This is a genomic window from Pseudolysinimonas sp. (genome assembly GCF_057350545.1).
On the sequence record NZ_JBMRCP010000101.1, the window covers coordinates 1 to 17,497 of the forward strand.

Sequence of the window (17,497 nt, forward strand, 5' to 3'; positions counted from 1 at the left end):
CAGGTCGTCGTCGGCACTGCACAGCGCCGCACCGATGAGCTCGTCGTCCTCCCGCAGGTTCACCGCGATCAGTCCACCGGTGCGGTTCGAGTCGAACCTCGCCAGCTCGGTCTTCTTCACCTTGCCGTTGCGGGTGGCGAGCACGAGGTACGGCGACACCGAGTAGTCGGCGATGTCGATGACCTGCGCGATCTTCTCGTCCGGCAGGAACGCGAGGATGTTGGCGACGTGCTGGCCGCGGGCGTCCCGGTTGGCCTCGGGCAGCTCGTGCGCCTTCGCCCGGTAGACCCGGCCCATGTTCGTGAAGAACAGCAGCCAGTGGTGCGTCGTCGTCACGAAGAAGTGCTCGACGACGTCATCCGCCCGCAGCTGCGCGCCCTTCACGCCGCGGCCGCCGCGGTGCTGCGAGCGGTAGTTGTCGCTGCGCGTGCGCTTGACGTACCCACCGCGGGTGATGGTGATGACCATCTCCTCTTCGGGGATGAGGTCTTCGACGCTCATGTCGCCGTCGTAGCCCATGAGGATCTCGGTGCGGCGGTCGTCGCCGTACTTCGCGACGATCTCCGTGAGCTCTTCGGTGACGATCTCGCGCTGGCGGATCTCGCTCGCCAGGATCGCCTGGTACTCCGCGATCTCGCGCTCGAGCTCGGCGAGCCGGTCGAGGATCTTCTGGCGCTCGAGCGCCGCGAGGCGACGCAACTGAAGGGCCAGGATGGCGTCGGCCTGCAGCTCGTCGACATCCAGGAGTTTGATCAGCCCGGTGCGCGCGGCGTCGACGTCGGGGGAGCGACGGATGAGGGCGATGACCTCGTCGAGTGCGTCGAGCGCCTTCGCGTAGCCGCGCTGGATGTGCGCATCCGCCTCGGCCTTGTCGAGCCGGAACTGCGTGCGCCGGACGATGACCTCGATCTGGTGCGCGATCCAGTGCGTGATGAAACCGTCGAGCGCGAGCGTGCGCGGCACGCCGTCGACGATCGCGAGCATGTTCGCGCCGAAGTTCTCCTGCAGCGACGTGTGCTTGTAGAGGTTGTTGAGCACGACCCGGGCGACGGCGTCGCGCTTGAGCACGATGACGAGGCGCTGACCCGTGCGGCCGGAGGACTCGTCGCGGATGTCGGCGATGCCGGCGAGCTTGCCTTCCTTGACGAGGTCGGCGATCTTGACCGCGAGGTTGTCGGGGTTGACCTGGTACGGCAGCTCGGTGACGACGAGGCACGTGCGACCCTGCAGTTCCTCCACCTCGACGACCGCGCGCATCGTGATCGAGCCGCGACCGGTGCGGTAGGCGTCCTGGATGCCGCGGATGCCGAGGATCTGCGCACCGGTGGGGAAGTCGGGCCCCTTGACGCGCTGGATGGCGGCGTCGAGCAGCTCTTCGCGCGTCGCCTCCGGGTGCTCGAGCGCCCAGAGCGCGGCGGAGGCCACCTCGCGGAGGTTGTGCGGCGGGATGTTGGTCGCCATGCCGACCGCGATGCCGACGGAGCCGTTGACCAGCAGGTTCGGGAACCGCGCCGGCAGCACGGTGGGTTCGCGCGTGCGTCCGTCGTAGTTGTCCTGCATGTCGACGGTGTTCTCGTCGATGTCGCGGACGAGCTCCATGGCGAGGGGCGCCATCTTGGTCTCGGTGTACCGGTGGGCGGCAGCGCCGTCGTTGCCGGGGGAGCCGAAGTTCCCCTGCCCGAGAGCGAGCGGGTAGCGCAGCGACCACGGCTGCACGAGACGCACGAGGGCGTCGTACACCGACGAGTCGCCGTGCGGGTGGAACTGACCCATGACGTCGCCGATGACACGGGTGCACTTGCTGAACGCGCGGTCGGGACGATAGCCGCCGTCGTACATCGTGTAGATGACGCGGCGGTGCACGGGCTTGAGGCCGTCGCGCACGTCGGGCAGCGCGCGCCCGACGATGACGCTCATCGCGTAGTCGAGGTACGACCGCTGCATCTCCAGCTGGAGATCGACGGGTTCGATCTTGTCGTGCCGGTTCGGGTCGAGCCCGGTGGTGTCAGTCATGAGTCGCCTTCGGTGATCGAGTAGCGGCGCAGCCGCGTGTCGAGATCAAATGTCGAGGAAGCGAACGTCTTTGGCGTTCTGCTGGATGAAGTTGCGCCGCAGTTCGACGTCGTCGCCCATGAGCGTCGCGAAGACGCCGTCGGCGATCGCCGCGTCGTCGAGCGTGATCTGGCGCAGGGTGCGGGTCTCGGGGTTCATCGTCGTGTCCCACAGCTCCTGGTGGTTCATCTCGCCGAGACCCTTGTAGCGCTGCACGGCCGACTCCTTCGGGAGCCGCTTGCCGTTGGCCTTGCCGAGCTCGATGAGCGCGTCGCGTTCCGCGTCGGAGTAGACGTAGTCGTGCTCCGCGTTCGTCCACTTGATGCGGTACAGCGGCGGGGCCGCGAGGTAGACGTAGCCGAGCTCGATGAGCGGCCGCATGTAGCGGAACAGCAGGGTGAGCAGCAGGGTCGTGATGTGCTGGCCGTCGACGTCGGCATCCGCCATGAGCACGACCTTGTGGTACCGCGCCTTCTCGCCGTCGAACTCCTCGCCGATGCCGGTGCCGAAGGCGGTGATCATCGCCTGGATCTCGGCGTTGCCGAGGGCGCGGTCGAGTCGCGCCTTCTCGACGTTGAGGATCTTGCCGCGCAGCGGGAGGATCGCCTGCGTGCGCGGGTCGCGTCCGGTCTTCGCCGAGCCACCGGCGGAGTCGCCCTCGACGAGGAAGATCTCGCTCTCGGTCGGGTCTTTGCTCGAGCAGTCGGAGAGCTTGCCCGGCATCCCGCCGCCCTCGAGCAGACCCTTGCGACGGGTCTGCTCCCGCGCCTTGCGCGCGGCGAGACGGGCGGTCGCGGCCTGGATCGACTTGCGGATGACGTCGCGCGCCTGGTTCGGGTTGCGCTCGAACCAGTCGGAGAGCTGGTCGCCGACGACACGCTGCACGAACGACTTGGCCTCGGTGTTGCCGAGCTTCGTCTTGGTCTGGCCCTCGAACTGCGGCTCGGAGAGCTTGATCGAGATGACGGCGGTGAGACCCTCGCGCACGTCGTCGCCCGTGAGGTTCTCGTCCTTCTCCTTGAGCAGGTTCTTGTCGCGGGCGTACTTGTTGACGAGGGTCGTCAGCGCCGCGCGGAAACCCTCCTCGTGCGTGCCGCCCTCGTGGGTGTTGATGACGTTCGCGTAGGTGTGCACGCTCTCGGAGTAGGAGGTCGTCCACTGCATGGCGATCTCGAGGGCCATGTGCCGCTCGGTGTCTTCCGTCTCGAACGAGATGACCTCGTCGTGGATGACGTCGGCCTTCTTCGCGTTGTTGAGGTATTCGACGTAGTCGACGAGGCCGCGCTCGTAGAGGAAGGTGTCGGCGCGCTTCTGCTCTTCGCCCTCCTCGAGGGGCCGCTCGTCGGCGAGCGAGATCTTGAGACCTTTGTTGAGGAACGCCGTCTGCTGGAACCGAGTGCGCAGGGTCTCGTAGTCGAACTCGACCGTCTCGAAGATGTCGGTGCTCGGCCAGAACGTGATCGTCGTGCCGGTCGCGTCGGTGGCCTCCTCCTTCTTCAGGGGGGCGTCAGGCACTCCGACGTGATAGGTCTGGCGGTACACGTTGCCCTGTCGACTGACCTCGACCTCGAGCTTCGAGGAGAGGGCGTTGACGACGCTCGACCCCACGCCGTGGAGGCCACCGGAGACCGCGTAGCCGCCGCCGCCGAACTTGCCCCCGGCGTGGAGCACGGTCAGGACGACCTCGACGGTCGACCGCTTCTCGACCGGGTGGATGTCGACCGGGATGCCGCGGCCGTTGTCGATGACGCGCAACGCCCCGTCTTCGAGGATGGTGACCTCGATCGTGTCGCAGTAGCCGGCGAGGGACTCGTCGACCGCGTTGTCGACGATCTCGTAGACCAGGTGGTGGAGGCCGCGGGGGCCGGTCGAGCCGATGTACATGCCGGGCCGCTTGCGCACCGCTTCGAGGCCTTCGAGGACCTGGATGTCGCCGGCGCCGTAGGTCGGATCGGACTCGCCCTGACGAGGGGTGGGACTCATGGGTGACGGGGCTCCTGCCGGGTCGGACGCGGCCCTTCGACGGGGCGGCGGGAATGACTCCGATTCTATCCCGCGAAGCGGGTCGCGACCTGGCGATTCGGCGATCTGGGGGGTTTTCGTGGCGGGGTCGACCGGATTTGCCTTCTCAACCGTAGGTATCGCGTGGACCGCGCCCCGGAACGGCTTTGGGACCGTGTTTCCAGGAGGGGGCGTGGGGTCCGTAAAACTGGGCACGCTCGACGCCCGCCGCAGGGAACCGTTCGGCGATGCTGTTCAGCACCGTCGCCTGCATGAGCCGCAACTGCTGCGCCCACGCCGTCGAGTCGCACCGCACACTCAGCACGCCGTCCTCGATCGAGATCGGCGAGGTGTGCGCCGCGGTGTCGGAACCGACGATGTCGACCCACGAGGCGAGGAGCTCGGCGCGCGCGATCGGGGAGTCCCACCCGCGGGCCGCGGCCATGACCTCGAGCACGTCGCCGACGCCCCGGGGATCGCGGCCGAGACCGTAGGGCTCGCTCGTCGCGGCGTCCGCCGCGCGCTTGCGGCGACGACCGTCGGCGCTCCTCAACTCGGGATTTCCGAACAGTCGCCGCAGGCGCCGGTAGACCGCGACGTGCTCCGGCACGACCTCGGCGCGGGCGGCGGCATCCTTCGCGTCGTTCACGCCGGACCCTCGACGATCTGCCCGGCGAGGATGTGCACCGTGTTCGCGCGGAGCGGCTCGGGCACGTCGCCGAGCACCGCAGCCGTGATGAGCACCTGCTCGTAGCCTCCGATCGCGTCGGCGAGTCGGCCGCGGCGCGACTCGTCGAGTTCGGCGAACACGTCGTCGAGGATGACGACCGGATCCCCGAGCGGCGAATCCGCCCGCAGGGTCGCCGCGGCCGCGAGTTTGAGGGCGAGCGCGAACGACCACGACTCGCCGTGGCTCGCGTATCCCCGGGCGGGCAGACCGTTCAGCGTGAGTACGAGGTCGTCGCGATGGGGGCCGACGAGGGTGAGGCCGCGGTCGAGCTCCGCGCGACGCACGCGGGCGATCGCCGCCGTGAACGTCGCGCGCACCTGGGCCGGGTCGAGCGCGGCGGTCGCTCCGGCATCCTCGCCCTCGTCGTCGGGGGCCTCGCCGACGATCGAGAGCCGGGTCGCGAGATCCGCGGAATGGTCGTCACCGGCGATGCGCCGGTACGCGTCGGCGACGTGCGGGCGGATGCGCTCGACGAGAGCGTTGCGCTCGACGATGAGCTGCGATCCGAGATCGGCGAGCCGCTCGTCCCAGACGTCGAGCGTCGAGAGCTGCGACTCGGACACCCGCGCCGAGCGCACCGACTTGAGCAGGGTCGTGCGCTGCTTGAGCACACGGTCGTAGTCGCCGATCACGCCGGCGAGGCGAGGAGTGAGTTGCACGAGCAGCTGGTCGAGATAGCGACGTCGCCCGCCCGGGTCGCCGCGCACGAGCGCGAGATCCTCGGGTGCGAACAACACGCTCGCCGCGTACCGGGGCAGCTCGCGCGGCTTCGTGGCGACGCGATTGACCTGCGCGCGGTTGGCGCCCGCGCGGTTGAGCTGCACTTCGACGAGCACGCTGCGCTCGGCGTGTTCGAGCCGGGCGCGGATGATCGCCGCGTCGCGTCCTGCCCGGATGAGCGCCTGTTCGGAGGACACCCGGTGCGACCCGAGCGTGCTGAGGTAACCGATCGCCTCGACGAGGTTCGTCTTGCCCTGCCCGTTGCGGCCGACGAAGAGGTTCGGGCCGCGGACGAGCTCGACCGAGGCCTCGGCGTAGTTGCGGAAGTCGGAGAGCTGGAGGTGCGCGACGATCACCGGGCAACGGCTCCCGGGTCGGGCGTCACGCCTTGCGCACGGCGTGACCGCCGAACTGCTTGCGCAGCGCGGCGACGGCCTTCATCGACGGGGAATCCTCCTGGCGCGAGACGAAGCGCGCGAAGATCGCGGCGCTGATCGTCGGCACCGGCACCGCGTGGTCGAGGGCGTCGTGCACGGTCCAGCGGCCCTCGCCCGAATCTTCGACGTAACCCTCGATGTCGGCGAGTGCCGGGTCGTCTTCGAGCGCCTTCACGAGCAGCTCGAGCAGCCAACTGCGCACGACGGTTCCGCGCTGCCAGGCTTTGAACGTTCCCGTGACGTCGTGGATGAGATCATCCCGCGTCGCCATGAGCTCATACCCCTCGGCCCAGGCCTGCATGAGTGCGTACTCGATGCCGTTGTGCACCATCTTCGCGTAGTGGCCCGCACCGACGGTGCCCGCATGCACGAAGCCCTCCTCGCGCGGACCCTCGGGTCGCAGCGCGTCGAAGACCGGGAGCAGCTCCTCGATGTCGGGCGGCGCGCCGCCGGCCATGAGCCCGTAGCCGTTCTCGAGTCCCCAGATACCGCCCGAGACACCGCAGTCGACGAACCGGATGTTCTTCTCCGCCAGTTGCGCGGAGTGCACGGCGTCGTCGGTGAAGCGCGAGTTGCCGCCGTCGATCACGAGATCGCCGGGCTCGAGCACCGCGGCGACATCCGTGATCACCTGGTCGGTGATGGCGCCGGAAGGAACCATCACCCAGACGATGCGCGGCGACGGGAGGGCGGCGACGAGGGCGGCGAGATCCGGCACGTCGGTGACGTCCGGGTTCGGGTCGTAGCCCGTGACGTCCACGCCTCCGCGCCGAAGGCGCTCGCGCATGTTGCCGCCCATCTTGCCGAGGCCGACGAGTCCGATGTGCACGGCGGTGGCTCCGATCGACTCAGCGCAGCAGCAGGTTGGGCTGCAGGAGGTACTTGTAGTTGTCGGCGCCCGCGGGTTCCTTCGTCGAGTGACTCGTGATGAGCACCGGACCGGGCTTGTTCGGGTTGTCGGTCTTGGTGAACGACAAGCGTACGTACTCCGAGTGCACGGCGCCGAGACCGTCGAGCAGGAACGCGGGCTTGAGCGACACGACCGTGTCCTGGCCGACGAGCTGGCCCTCGATCGTCTCGGAGGCTTGGGCCTGCTCGACCCCGGCGGCCTCGAGGGTGACGCCCTCGATCGTGAACGAGAAGCGCAGAGCAGCCTCGCGCTCGAGCACGAGGGAGACGCGGCGAGTGGCCTCGACGAGGTCGGCGGTGTTGATGACCGCGTAGTCTTCGACGCCCTCGGGGAAGAGTCTCTTGACCGGCGGGAAGTTGCCCTTGAGTAGCAGCGAGGTCACGGTCTTCTTGTCGGCGCTGAAGGCGATGAGCTCGCGATCATCCCCGCGGCTGATGGTGACCGACACGGTGCCGCTGTGCGCGAAGGTCTTGCCGATCTCGGCAAGGGTGCGGGCCGGGATGAGCGCCGTGGTGCCTTCGGCCGACGAGTTGCCGGAATCCCAATCGATCTCGCGGACGGCGACGCGATAGCGATCGGTCGCGACGAGGGAGAGGCTGTTGTCACCCACCTCGAGCTGCACGCCCGTGATGACCGGCGTGACGTCGTCACGGGAGGCGGCCACGGTGACCTGGGCGACGGCGGCCGCGAAGTCCTCGGCCGGGAGCACACCGGTGCGCTCACTGATCTGAGGGAGCGTCGGATACTCCTCGACCGGCATCGAGCCGAGGGTGAACTTCGCCGAACCGCACTGCACGGCGATCTTGCCGTCGACGGTGGCGAACTGCACGGGGGCGTTCGGCAGCCGGCTCGCGATGTCGGCGAGCAGCCGACCGGAGACCAGCGCGCTGCCCGGCTCGTCCACCTCGGCCGCGATCTCGGTGCGCGACGACACCTCGTAGTCGAAGGAGCTCAGCACGAGCACGCCGTCGGCCGCCTCGAGGAGTACACCGCTGAGGATGGGCTGCGTCGTGCGCTGGGGCAGCAGCTTGACCGCGAACGACACGGCTTCGCTGAAGACGTCCCGATTGACCTGGAACTTCACGAAACGGCACTCCTTGCGCGGGCGTTAGGACGGATCCCGGGTGGGCCAGGATGTCACATCGATCCTGGCACAGGGAAGAGCCGACGGTTTCGGCACTTTCGTTGTCGAACATCGAGTACTGAGAAGGGAAGGTCTTCTTCTTAACCGGTGGGGAGATGTGGATAACTCGGCACGTCGCCCGTGGAGCGCTGGGAACTACAACGGTGTGACTTGATGACGACGTGTGGAGGCGGTGCCCCGGATCCGTGGAGAACTTCGCGGGCCTCCTGCGCGTTCCACAGTTTCGAGGCGAGAAGTCCACATCCCGTTCCGGTGTGTCGGGATAGTTTTCCACAGGCTGTCCACAAGGTGTGGAGTCGGGAAGACCGTTTCGTCTAGTCCCCCGTTAGGGGGTATCGGGAGGTCGACGAGGGCCGATGACGGTCAGAGCTTGTTGAAGCGCTGGTTCTGCTTGATGCGGGCCGTCAGCTCTGTGACCTGGTTGTAGATCGAGCGACGCTCCTTCATGAGTTCGCTGATCTTCTTGTTGGCGTACATCACCGTCGTGTGGTCTCGGTTGCCGAACAGCTGCCCGATCTTGGGCAGCGAGAGATTGGTGAGCTCACGACAGAGGTACATCGCGATCTGTCGCGCCGTCGCGATCGCCTGAGAACGGCTCGAGCCGTAGAGGTCGTCGACGGACAGTTTGAAGTAGTCGGCGGTGTGATTGATGATGTCGACCGGAGCGATGACGTTGTCCTCGTCGAGCGTGATGAGGTCTTTCAGCACCGTCTGCACGAGCTGCAGGTCGACCGGCGTGCGGTTGAGGCTCGCGAACGCCGTGACGCGGATGAGGGTTCCCTCGAGCTCGCGGATGTTGCTCGACACCTTCGTCGCCATGAACTCGAGGATCTCGTCGGGCACCTGGAGTTTCTCGCTCTGCGCCTTCTTGCGGAGGATCGCGATGCGCGTCTCGAGGTCGGGCGCCTGGACGTCGGTGATGAGACCCCACTCGAAGCGCGAGCGCATCCGGTCTTCGAAGCCGGTGAGGAATTTGGGTGCCACGTCGCTCGTGATCACGACCTGCTTGCTGTGATCGTGCAGCGTGTTGAACGTGTGGAAGAAGGCCTCCTGGGTCTCCACGGCGCGCTGCAGGAACTGGATGTCGTCGATCAGCAGGATGTCGACCTCGCGGTAGCGGGACTGGAAGGCCGCCGACCGGTTGTTCTGGATCGCGTTGATGAAGTCGTTGGTGAACTCCTCGCTCGACACGTAGCGCACGCGGATGCCCGAGTAGAGGTTCTCGGCGTAGTGACCGATCGCGTGGAGGAGGTGGGTCTTGCCGAGGCCGGAGTCGCCGTAGATGAACAGCGGGTTGTAGGCCTTCGCCGGTGCCTCCGCGACCGCGACCGCCGCGGCGTGTGCGAATCGGTTCGATCCGCCGATGACGAAGTTGTCGAAGTTGTACTTGGGGTTGAGCCGCGAATCGCCCCGGCGTTGGGAGACGTCGGTGACGGAGGGGATGGACTCGACCGCGGGCGCGCCGGCGTCGTCGGTGTCGCCGACCGGGCTGAGGGTCGAGGCCTGCATCTCGGGGTTCACGACGATCGCGAAGTTGGTGACGTCTTCGGCCGCACTCGTGATCGCCTCGATGAGGGGCACGCGGATGCGCTGCTCGAGCATTCCGCGTGTCAACTCGTTCGGCACCTCGAGATAGAGGACGCCCGCGAGAACGCCCTTCGCCTCGACGAGGCGGATGAACCCGTGCAGCTGTGGAGTGATGCGCTCGTCGGCGGCGAGGTGGGCGACCACAGCGGACCAGAGGTCGCGGGTCGTGTCGGTGTCGCTCATGCCTTCATCCTGGAACGCGGAAGTGGTTGTGCACAGGGTTATCCACCGGCCTGATTCCTGTGGACGAGGTGCCCGGCGTTCTCTCAGCGGGTGCGAACGACGGCAGTTCACCTTAGTTCTCACAGGTGTGGAGAGGTCAACCGTCGCGACCCGGGGACCGCGTCTCGCTGATCGCGGATCGGTGGCCGTTTGACCGAACGGCGCGCCGACCGTATCTTTAATCAGTTCACGCGCCGCTGCGCGCGACGACGACGACCTGATCTTCCCGGCCTCCGCCTCCGCGGCCGCCGGGCGTGGAGACCCTCATGAGCAAGCGAACCTTCCAGCCGAACAACCGGCGCCGCGCCAAGGTGCACGGCTTCCGCCTCCGTATGCGCACGCGTGCCGGCCGCTCGATCCTGGCTGCCCGTCGTCGCAAGGGGCGCACCGAGCTCTCCGCCTAAGAGCCCGTGCTCGCCAGGGCGAACCGCGTGGTCCTCCCTGCGGACTTCCGAGCCGCCGTCCGACGCGGGCGGCGCATCTCCACGCCCTCCGCGGTCTACCACCGGCTCGCCACCGACCCTGCGGCGCCCGCGCGTTTCGGGGTCGTCGTGTCGAAGGCGGTCGGGATCGCCGTCGACCGCAACCTCGTCCGTCGACGGCTGAAGGCTCTCGGACGAGGGTTCGTGGATGCCGGCCACCGCGGCGAGGACATCGTGATCCGAGTGCTCCCGGGAGAGGCGCAGGCGTCCTGGGATAGTCTCTCCGCGGACATGCACGCCGTGCTCGCCACCCCCGCTGCGAAAGATCCCCGCTGATGCGCGCGCTCACCTTCGTCTGGTTGCTGCCCCGCAACGTGTGCGTGCTGATCCTCCGCGGATACCGAGCCGCGATCTCGCCGCTCTACGGCGACGTCTGCCGCTACTACCCGAGCTGTTCCGGGTATGCGCTCGGCGCGATCCAGCAGCACGGCGTCGTGAAGGGCATCGTCCTCGGCACCTGGCGGATCGCGCGCTGCCACCCGTGGGCGAGGGGCGGCGTCGACGACGTGCCGGTTCGCCGCATCCCCCGCTACTCGATCACCGACTTCGGCTTCGTCATCCCGGCGAGCCACGGAAAGGGCTGACACAACCCCGTGGATATCTTCGCGTTCTTCAACACACTCCTCTGGCCCATCAAGTGGGTGATCGAGGCGATCCTCGTGGGGTTCCACACGCTCCTCGACTTCCTCGGGATGGACCCGGCCGCGGGCCTCACCTGGGTGCTGTCGATCGTCGGCCTCGTGCTCGTCGTGCGTGCCGCGCTCATCCCGATCTTCGTCCGGCAGATCAAGAGCCAGCGCAAGATGCTCGAGGTCGCCCCGCAGCTCAAGAAGATCCAGGACAAGTACAAGGGCAAGCGCGACCAGTTCTCGCGCGAGGCGATGCAGCGCGAGACGATGGCGCTCTACTCGAAGGCGGGCACCAACCCGTTCGCGTCCTGCCTGCCGCTGCTGATCCAGATGCCGATCTTCTTCAGCCTGTTCTCGGTGCTCAACGAGTCGCGACCGCAGGCCGACGGGTCGTTCAAGGCCGGCGTCGGCCTCCTCAACCAGGAGCTCGCGAGCCAGTTCGGCAGCTCGTCGCTGTTCGACATCGCGCCGCTGCAGCACAGCATCCAGTCGGCCCTCGCGGAGAACCCGGTCGAGGTCGTCGTGATCGTCATCGCGGTCGTCATGGTGATCCTCATGACCGCCTCGCAGTTCATCACCCAGCTGCAGATCATGTCGAAGAACCAGTCGCCGGAGATGAAGGCCTCGCCGATGTACCGGCAGCAGCGCATCCTGCTCTACATCCTTCCGCTGGTCTTCGCCTTCTCCGGCTTCGCCTTCCCGATCGGCGTGATGTTCTACTGGCTCACGTCCAACATCTGGACGATGGTGCAGCAGTTCATCGTCATCCGGAACATGCCGACTCCCGGCAGCGAGGCGGCGCTCGCCCGCGAGGCTCGCCTGGCGAAGAAGCGTCAGCGCAAGGGCATCGTCGAGGAGGACGGCGCGGTCGCGACCGAGGCCATCGAAGAGCCCAAGAAGACCCAGCGGCCCCAGCCGGTGAACAAGAACCGATCGAAGAAGCAGGGCGGACGCCGATGAGCGACATCACCGAGACCCAGACCGATACCGTCGACGAGACCGTCGAGACCCTCGACGGCGCCGAGCAGCGGGATGCGCCCGCGTCGGAGCAGGACCTCATCGACGAGGGCGACGCGGCGGCCGACTACATCGAGGAGCTGCTCGACATCGCCGACATCGACGGCGACATCGACATCGACGCGCGAGCCGGACGCGCCTACATCTCGGTGTCGGCGTCGGGTGAGTCGAACCTGCGACTGCTGTCGAAGCCCGACACGGTCGCGGCCATGCAGGAGCTCACGCGCCTCGCGGTGCAGAACAAGACGGGCCGCTTCTCGCGTCTGATCCTCGACATCGGCGGTTCGCGCGACGCGCGCGCGACGGAACTCGGAGCGCTCGTCGACCACGCGATCGGTCGTCTCGAGGGCGGTGCGGCGTCGGCCTCGCTGCCCCCGATGTCGAGCTACGAGCGTAAGGTCGTGCACGACATCGTCGCGGAGCGCGGCTACACCTCGGAGTCCGAGGGGGAGGGCCGCGACCGTCACACGGTCATCAGGGCCAAGTAGAGCCACCCGCGATGTTTCACGTGGAACATCGCGACCGCGTCCGACGCCCGGGGGAGACTCCGGGCGTCGGCGTTTCACGTGAAACATCGGGAGGATCGACGTGCTGGAGCAGGAACCGCCGTACGCCGCGGAACTGTTCGGCGACCACCTCGAGCAGGCTCGCGCCTTCACCGCCGACCTGGCCCAGCACGGCGAGGAGCGTGGCCTGATCGGTCCGCTCGAACTCGAGCGCCTCTGGTCGCGGCACGTCGTGAACTCCGCCCTCGTCGCGCCGCTCCTCGTCCCCGGGCGGGTGGGGGATGTCGGCAGCGGCGCCGGCTTGCCCGGCCTCGTGCTCGCGATCGCGCGCCCGGACGCGCACCTCGTGCTCATCGAGCCGATGGAGCGTCGCACCGAGTGGCTCTCGGAAGAGGCCGAGCGACTCGGTCTGCGCAACGTGACCGTGCTCCGCGGCCGCGCCGAAGACGTCGCGCTCGTGCCGTTGCTCGACCAGGTGACCGCCCGCGCGGTGTCGGCGCTCAGCAAGCTCGTCCCGCTCTGCGCGCCCCTGCTGCGCCCCGGGGGCGAGATGATCTTCCTCAAGGGAGAACGCGTGCAGCAGGAGTTGGACGCCGCCGAGAAGGCCATCCGCAAGGCGAAGCTGCGAGATCCCGAAGTGCTGGTCCTCGGAGAGGGGATCGTGCCCGAGGTGACCCGGCTCTTTCGGGCTAGGCTGGCTGACTGATCAGCGCGCTCCGTCGCCGCCCGCGATGTTCCACGTGAAACATCCGAAACCCCCTGTACCACCGAAAGGCTCCCTCTGTGAGTAGCTTCGACGCCACGACCCCGCTCGCCCAGGAGGTCGCCGAGCTCACGCGCCGGCGGCAAGCCCTCGCTGAGGCGACCCTTCCGCTGCCCGCCCACACGCGCATCCTCACCGTCGCCAACCAGAAGGGCGGCGTCGGCAAGACGACGTCAACCGTGAACCTCGCGGCGGCGCTCGCGAAGCAGGGCGCCCGCGTGCTCGTCATCGACCTCGATCCGCAGGGCAACGCCTCGACGGCCCTCGGGGTCGAGCACCGGGCCGAGATCGAGAGCGTGTACGACGTGATCGTCGGCGACGCCCCGATGCGCGACGCCGTGCAGCAGAGCCCTGAGTTCCCCGGCCTGTGGTGCGTCCCGGCGACGATCCACCTCGCGGGCGCGGAGATCGAGCTCGTCTCGCTCGTCGCTCGCGAGCAGCGGCTGCGGTCGGCCCTCGAGACGTACCTCGCGGAGCAGGCCGAGACGCCGTTCCACTACGTCTTCATCGACTGCCCGCCGTCGCTGGGTCTGCTGACCATCAACGCCTTCGTCGCAGCCAAGGAGGTGCTCATCCCGATCCAGTGCGAGTACTACGCACTCGAGGGGCTGAGCCAGCTGCTCGACAACATCCAGCTGATCCAGCGCCACCTCAACCCGGGCCTCGCGCTGTCGACGATCCTCCTCACCATGTACGACTCGCGCACCAACCTGGCCAACCAGGTCGTCGACGAGGTGCGGGAGCACTTCCCGAAGGAGACGCTGACCACGGTCATCCCGCGCTCGGTGCGCATCTCCGAGGCCCCGAGCTACGGGCAGAGCGTCATCACCTACGACGGCAACTCGCCCGGCTCGCTCTCGTACCGAGAGGCTGCGTCCGAGATCGCCCACCGGAGCGTCGCCTGATGGCGGCGGCACCCCGGCGCACCGGGCTGGGTCGGGGCATCGGCGCGCTCATCCCGAGTGGCCCCGCGGCCGAGGCCTCCCTCGACCAGGACCGTCCGGTCGACGTCTTCTTCGGCGCAGAGAGCGACCTGGTGGCGGTGCCCGGTGCGCGACTCGCCGACCTCGAGCTGACCGACATCGTGCCCAACGCCGTCCAGCCGCGCACCGAGTTCGACGACGACGCGCTCCACGAGCTGACGGTGTCGATCCGCGAGTTCGGCGTGCTTCAGCCCGTCGTCGTGCGCCCGCGTCCCGGGGCGGCCGAGGGGGAGCCGCAGTTCGAGCTCATCATGGGCGAGCGCCGCTTCCGCGCCTCGAAGGCGGCCGGCAAGACGAGCATCCCGGCGATCGTCAAGGACACCGCCGACGAGGCGATGCTGCGCGACGCGCTCCTGGAGAACATCCACCGCGCGCAGCTCAACCCGCTCGAGGAGGCCTCGGCCTACAAGCAGCTGCTCGAGGACTTCGGCATCACCCAGGAGCAGCTCGCCGAACGCATCGGACGCTCCCGTCCGCAGATCACCAACACCATCCGCCTGCTCAAGCTGCCCGAGTCGATCCAGACGAAGGTCGCCGCGGGCGTGCTGACGGCGGGCCACGCGCGTGCGATCCTGTCGGTCGCCGACGAGTCGGGCATGCGCAAGCTCGCCGACAAGATCATCAACGAAGACCTGTCGGTGCGCGCGGCGGAGGCCGCGGCCGGCGTGCTGGCGCCGCCGAAGAAGACGACCAAGCCCGTCGCAGGCAAGCGCCAGGATCAGCTCGGCGAACTCGCCGAGCGTCTCGGCGACAAACTGGATACGCGCGTGAAGATCGCGCTCGGCGCCTCGCGGGGCACCATCACGATCGACTTCGCGACGGTGGCCGACCTGCGCCGCATCTTCAGCGAGCTCGGGGTCGACCCGAACATCGGCTGAGGCGCGGTCGGTGGTCGATCAGTGCGACCGGGCGGGCGGCTCGCGGTCTCGACACGCGCCTGCGGCGCTACTCGACCACCGAAACCCTCAGCCCGCGCGCGCGACCTCCGCGAGGGTCGCGTAGACCCAGCCGACGTCGTGCCCCGCGGCCTCGAGCGCCAGCGGCAGCACCGACGTCTCGGTGAGTCCGGGCATGACGGCCGCCTCGAGGAACCACGGGGTACCGGCGGCGTCGACGATCATGTCGACGCGCGAGACGTGCCGCAGCCCGAGGGCGCGGTGCGCGTCGACGGCAGCCTGGGCGGCACGTGCCGCGACGGCGTCATCGAGACGGGCCGGCGTGAAGTAGCGGGTGCGACCCGCGTTGTAGCGGGCCTCGTAGTCGTAGAAGCCCGACACGGGTTCGATCTCGACGGCGGGGAGGGCTTGGGGGCCGTCGCCCGTGTCGATGACGCCGATCGCGATCTCGGTGCCGAGGATCCGCTGTTCGACGAGCGCGACATCCCAGTACGTGTACGCCTCGACCATGGCGCGCGGCATCGCCGCTCGATCGGTCACCACCGAGACGCCGAGCGCCGATCCGCCCTGAGCGGGCTTCACGACGAGGGGGAGCGGGAGCTCGTCGCCGATCGCCTCGAAGATGGCGTCGGCGCCGAGCTCGCGGAAGGCGTCGCGGCCGAGGGTGATCGAGCGCGGCGTCGGCACGCCCGCGCGTCCGACGACGACTTTGGCGACCGGCTTGTCCCAGGCGAGGCGCGCGGCATCCGACCGGGCGCCGACGAACGGGATGCCGAGGAACTCGAGCAGATCGCGCAGCGCACCGTCGTCGCCCGAGGCGCCGTGCAGCGCGGGCCAGACGACATCCGGTCGCGTGTCGCGCAGGTGGGCGAGCAGGGTCGCGTCCGGGTCGCGGAGTTCGACGTGGACGCCGTGCTCGAGCAGGCTGTCGGCGACGCGGCGGCCGCTGCGCAGCGAGACGTCCCGCTCGTGCGAGATGCCTCCCGCGAGCACCACGACGGTGCCGAGCGTGGTGGCCGCCATCAGCCGGCGAACGGGGGCAGGACGCCCTCGGGCTCGGCGGGCAGGGTCGCGACCGGGGCGGTCTGCTGGAAGTCGTTGAGGAGGCTCAGCTCGCCGTTGATCACGATCGAGAGCCGACGGATGCCTTCCCGGATGAAGTCGGGCGTCGGGTAGCAGAACGACAACCGCATCGCGTTGCGGCCCGTGCCGTCGGCGTAGAACGCGGTGCCGGGCGTGTAGGCGACGAGCTCCTTCACGGCGCGGGGGAGCATCGCCTTCGCGTCGAGGTGCTCGGGCAGCCGCAGCCACACGTAGAAGCCGCCCGTGGGAACCGTCCACGACAGCGTGGGGAGCTGCTCGGAGAGGGCCGACAGCATCGCGTCGCGTCGTTCGCGGTACACGCCGCGGAAGGTGTCGATCTGGCCCCTCCAGTCGGCGGTCGCGAGGTATTCCGAGACGACGGTCTGCGAGAACGACGACGGCGAGAGCACGGCGGCCTCGTTCGCCAAGATGAGTTTCTCTCGGATCGCGTGCGGCGCGACGGCCCACCCGACGCGGAACCCCGGCGCGAGCGTCTTCGAGAACGTGCCGAGGTAGATGACCCCGTCCTCCTCGACCGAGCGCATCGCGTGGGGCGGGGCCGCGTCGTAGTACAGCAGGCCGTACGGGTTGTCCTCGAGCACGAGGATGTCGTTCTGCCGCGCGATCTCGAGGATCTCCATGCGGCGTTCCCAGGGCAGCGTCACGCCCATCGGGTTGTGGAACGACGGGATCGTGTAGAGGAACTTGATCTTGCGACCCTCGGCGCGCAGGCGCGCGATCGTCTCGCGCAGCGCCTGCGGCTGCAGGCCCGAGTCGTCCATCGGAGAATGCACGACCTCGGCCTGGAACGACTTGAACACCGTGATCGCGGTGACATAGGACGGTCCCTCGGCGAGCACGACGTCACCGGCATCGAGGAAGAGCTTCGCGACGAGCTCGAGGGCGTGCTGCGAGCCCGTTGTGACGACGATGTCGTCGACACCCGCATGGATGCCCTCGAGCGCCATGACCTCGAGGATATGCTCGCGCAGCACGGGCATCCCTTGACCGGAGCCGTACTGCAGTGCCGTGGCGCCCCGCTCGCGCACCGTCTTCTCGACGGCGGCGGAGAGCAGCTCCTGGGGGAGGGCGGACACGAAGGGCATCCCGCCGGCCAGAGAGACCACCTCGGGGCGGCTGGCGACGGCGAACAAGGCTCGGACCTCGGAGGCCGACAGGCCGGCCGTACGGGCGGCGTACAGCCCGTACCACGGATCCATGTTGTTGCCCTGCGTCTGCATAAGCATCGAGGGTACCTGCCGAAACGCCCGTGGCCCCGCCCCCAGGACGGGGAAGGGGCCACGACGTGTCGAGTGGTTACGCCAGGAAGTCGGC

The 17,497-nt window shown here is 68.4% G+C and carries 17 protein-coding genes; 8 read left to right on the forward strand and 9 right to left on the reverse strand.

The features are described 5' to 3' along the window. The 7 genes from gyrA to dnaA all read right to left on the reverse strand — a co-directional run. A partial coding sequence (gene gyrA / locus ACO1X9_RS13885) for a DNA gyrase subunit A (protein WP_486351437.1) occupies positions 1-2,013 on the reverse strand: 2,013 nt, incomplete at its 3' end. A gap of 45 nt (positions 2,014-2,058) precedes the next feature. Next, positions 2,059-4,035, reverse strand: coding sequence for a DNA topoisomerase (ATP-hydrolyzing) subunit B (gene gyrB, locus ACO1X9_RS13890; RefSeq protein WP_486351438.1), 1,977 nt, complete (start codon positions 4,033-4,035; stop codon positions 2,059-2,061). 145 nt (positions 4,036-4,180) lie between these two features. Further along, the gene (locus ACO1X9_RS13895; RefSeq protein WP_486351439.1) at positions 4,181-4,702 is read right to left on the reverse strand and encodes a DciA family protein; all 522 of its coding nucleotides are present in this window, start codon (positions 4,700-4,702) and stop codon (positions 4,181-4,183) included. Then, complete coding sequence (recF, locus tag ACO1X9_RS13900; RefSeq protein ID WP_486351440.1) at positions 4,699-5,859, reverse strand: DNA replication/repair protein RecF; 1,161 nt, start codon at positions 5,857-5,859, stop codon at positions 4,699-4,701. Before recF ends, ACO1X9_RS13895 begins: the two co-directional genes overlap by 4 nt. Before the next feature lie 25 nt (positions 5,860-5,884). Then, complete coding sequence (gene gnd / locus ACO1X9_RS13905; RefSeq protein ID WP_486351441.1) at positions 5,885-6,769, reverse strand: phosphogluconate dehydrogenase (NAD(+)-dependent, decarboxylating); 885 nt, start codon at positions 6,767-6,769, stop codon at positions 5,885-5,887. 19 nt (positions 6,770-6,788) lie between these two features. Next, positions 6,789-7,934 (reverse strand): DNA polymerase III subunit beta, encoded by a 1,146-nt coding sequence (gene dnaN / locus ACO1X9_RS13910; RefSeq protein ID WP_486351442.1) that lies wholly within the window; start codon positions 7,932-7,934, stop codon positions 6,789-6,791. A gap of 423 nt (positions 7,935-8,357) precedes the next feature. Then, on the reverse strand, positions 8,358-9,764 hold the full coding sequence (gene dnaA, locus ACO1X9_RS13915; RefSeq protein ID WP_486351443.1) for a chromosomal replication initiator protein DnaA: 1,407 nt from the start codon (positions 9,762-9,764) through the stop codon (positions 8,358-8,360). 305 nt (positions 9,765-10,069) lie between these two features. Here dnaA and rpmH point away from each other — a divergent pair, with 305 nt between their 5' ends. From rpmH to ACO1X9_RS13955, 8 genes are all read left to right on the forward strand, one after another. After that, the gene (rpmH, locus tag ACO1X9_RS13920) at positions 10,070-10,207 is read left to right on the forward strand and encodes a 50S ribosomal protein L34 (protein ID WP_055823896.1); all 138 of its coding nucleotides are present in this window, start codon (positions 10,070-10,072) and stop codon (positions 10,205-10,207) included. 6 nt (positions 10,208-10,213) lie between these two features. Then, entirely contained in the window at positions 10,214-10,561 is a 348-nt protein-coding gene (gene rnpA / locus ACO1X9_RS13925; protein ID WP_486351444.1) for a ribonuclease P protein component, read from the forward strand. Continuing rightward, complete coding sequence (gene yidD, locus ACO1X9_RS13930) at positions 10,561-10,869, forward strand: membrane protein insertion efficiency factor YidD (RefSeq protein WP_486351445.1); 309 nt, start codon at positions 10,561-10,563, stop codon at positions 10,867-10,869. The genes rnpA and yidD overlap by 1 nt, the downstream gene beginning before the upstream one ends. 9 nt (positions 10,870-10,878) lie before the next feature. Next, entirely contained in the window at positions 10,879-11,874 is a 996-nt protein-coding gene (gene yidC, locus ACO1X9_RS13935) for a membrane protein insertase YidC (RefSeq protein ID WP_486351446.1), read from the forward strand. Then, on the forward strand, positions 11,871-12,419 hold the full coding sequence (locus tag ACO1X9_RS13940; RefSeq protein WP_486351447.1) for a Jag family protein: 549 nt from the start codon (positions 11,871-11,873) through the stop codon (positions 12,417-12,419). Before yidC ends, ACO1X9_RS13940 begins: the two co-directional genes overlap by 4 nt. A gap of 94 nt (positions 12,420-12,513) precedes the next feature. Beyond that, positions 12,514-13,143 carry a 16S rRNA (guanine(527)-N(7))-methyltransferase RsmG gene (gene rsmG / locus ACO1X9_RS13945; RefSeq protein ID WP_486351452.1) on the forward strand — a complete coding sequence of 210 codons (630 nt, stop codon included), beginning with the start codon at positions 12,514-12,516 and terminating at the stop codon, positions 13,141-13,143. Between the two features lie 77 nt (positions 13,144-13,220). Beyond that, on the forward strand, positions 13,221-14,105 hold the full coding sequence (locus tag ACO1X9_RS13950) for a ParA family protein (protein ID WP_486351448.1): 885 nt from the start codon (positions 13,221-13,223) through the stop codon (positions 14,103-14,105). After that, positions 14,105-15,061, forward strand: coding sequence for a ParB/RepB/Spo0J family partition protein (locus ACO1X9_RS13955; RefSeq protein ID WP_486351449.1), 957 nt, complete (start codon positions 14,105-14,107; stop codon positions 15,059-15,061). The genes ACO1X9_RS13950 and ACO1X9_RS13955 overlap by 1 nt, the downstream gene beginning before the upstream one ends. Before the next feature lie 87 nt (positions 15,062-15,148). On the opposite strand, the gene ACO1X9_RS13960 is transcribed toward ACO1X9_RS13955, so the two are convergent. Next, positions 15,149-16,102, reverse strand: coding sequence for a D-alanine--D-alanine ligase family protein (locus ACO1X9_RS13960; protein ID WP_486351450.1), 954 nt, complete (start codon positions 16,100-16,102; stop codon positions 15,149-15,151). Continuing rightward, positions 16,102-17,409: an aminotransferase-like domain-containing protein gene (locus ACO1X9_RS13965; protein ID WP_486351451.1), complete on the reverse strand. Its 1,308-nt coding sequence runs from the start codon at positions 17,407-17,409 to the stop codon at positions 16,102-16,104. The genes ACO1X9_RS13960 and ACO1X9_RS13965 overlap by 1 nt, the downstream gene beginning before the upstream one ends. Between the last annotated feature and the right edge of the window lie 88 nt (positions 17,410-17,497).

Coding starts and splice junctions, on each gene's coding strand:
- gyrB (WP_486351438.1), bottom strand. CDS start 4,035: ATGAGTCCCACCCCTCGTCAGGGCGAGTCCGATCCGACCTACGGCGCC.
- yidD (WP_486351445.1), top strand. CDS start 10,561: ATGCGCGCGCTCACCTTCGTCTGGTTGCTGCCCCGCAACGTGTGCGTG.
- ACO1X9_RS13940 (WP_486351447.1), top strand. CDS start 11,871: ATGAGCGACATCACCGAGACCCAGACCGATACCGTCGACGAGACCGTC.
- ACO1X9_RS13955 (WP_486351449.1), top strand. CDS start 14,105: ATGGCGGCGGCACCCCGGCGCACCGGGCTGGGTCGGGGCATCGGCGCG.
- ACO1X9_RS13960 (WP_486351450.1), bottom strand. CDS start 16,102: ATGGCGGCCACCACGCTCGGCACCGTCGTGGTGCTCGCGGGAGGCATC.
- rpmH (WP_055823896.1), top strand. CDS start 10,070: ATGAGCAAGCGAACCTTCCAGCCGAACAACCGGCGCCGCGCCAAGGTG.
- dnaA (WP_486351443.1), bottom strand. CDS start 9,764: ATGAGCGACACCGACACGACCCGCGACCTCTGGTCCGCTGTGGTCGCC.
- ACO1X9_RS13965 (WP_486351451.1), bottom strand. CDS start 17,409: ATGCTTATGCAGACGCAGGGCAACAACATGGATCCGTGGTACGGGCTG.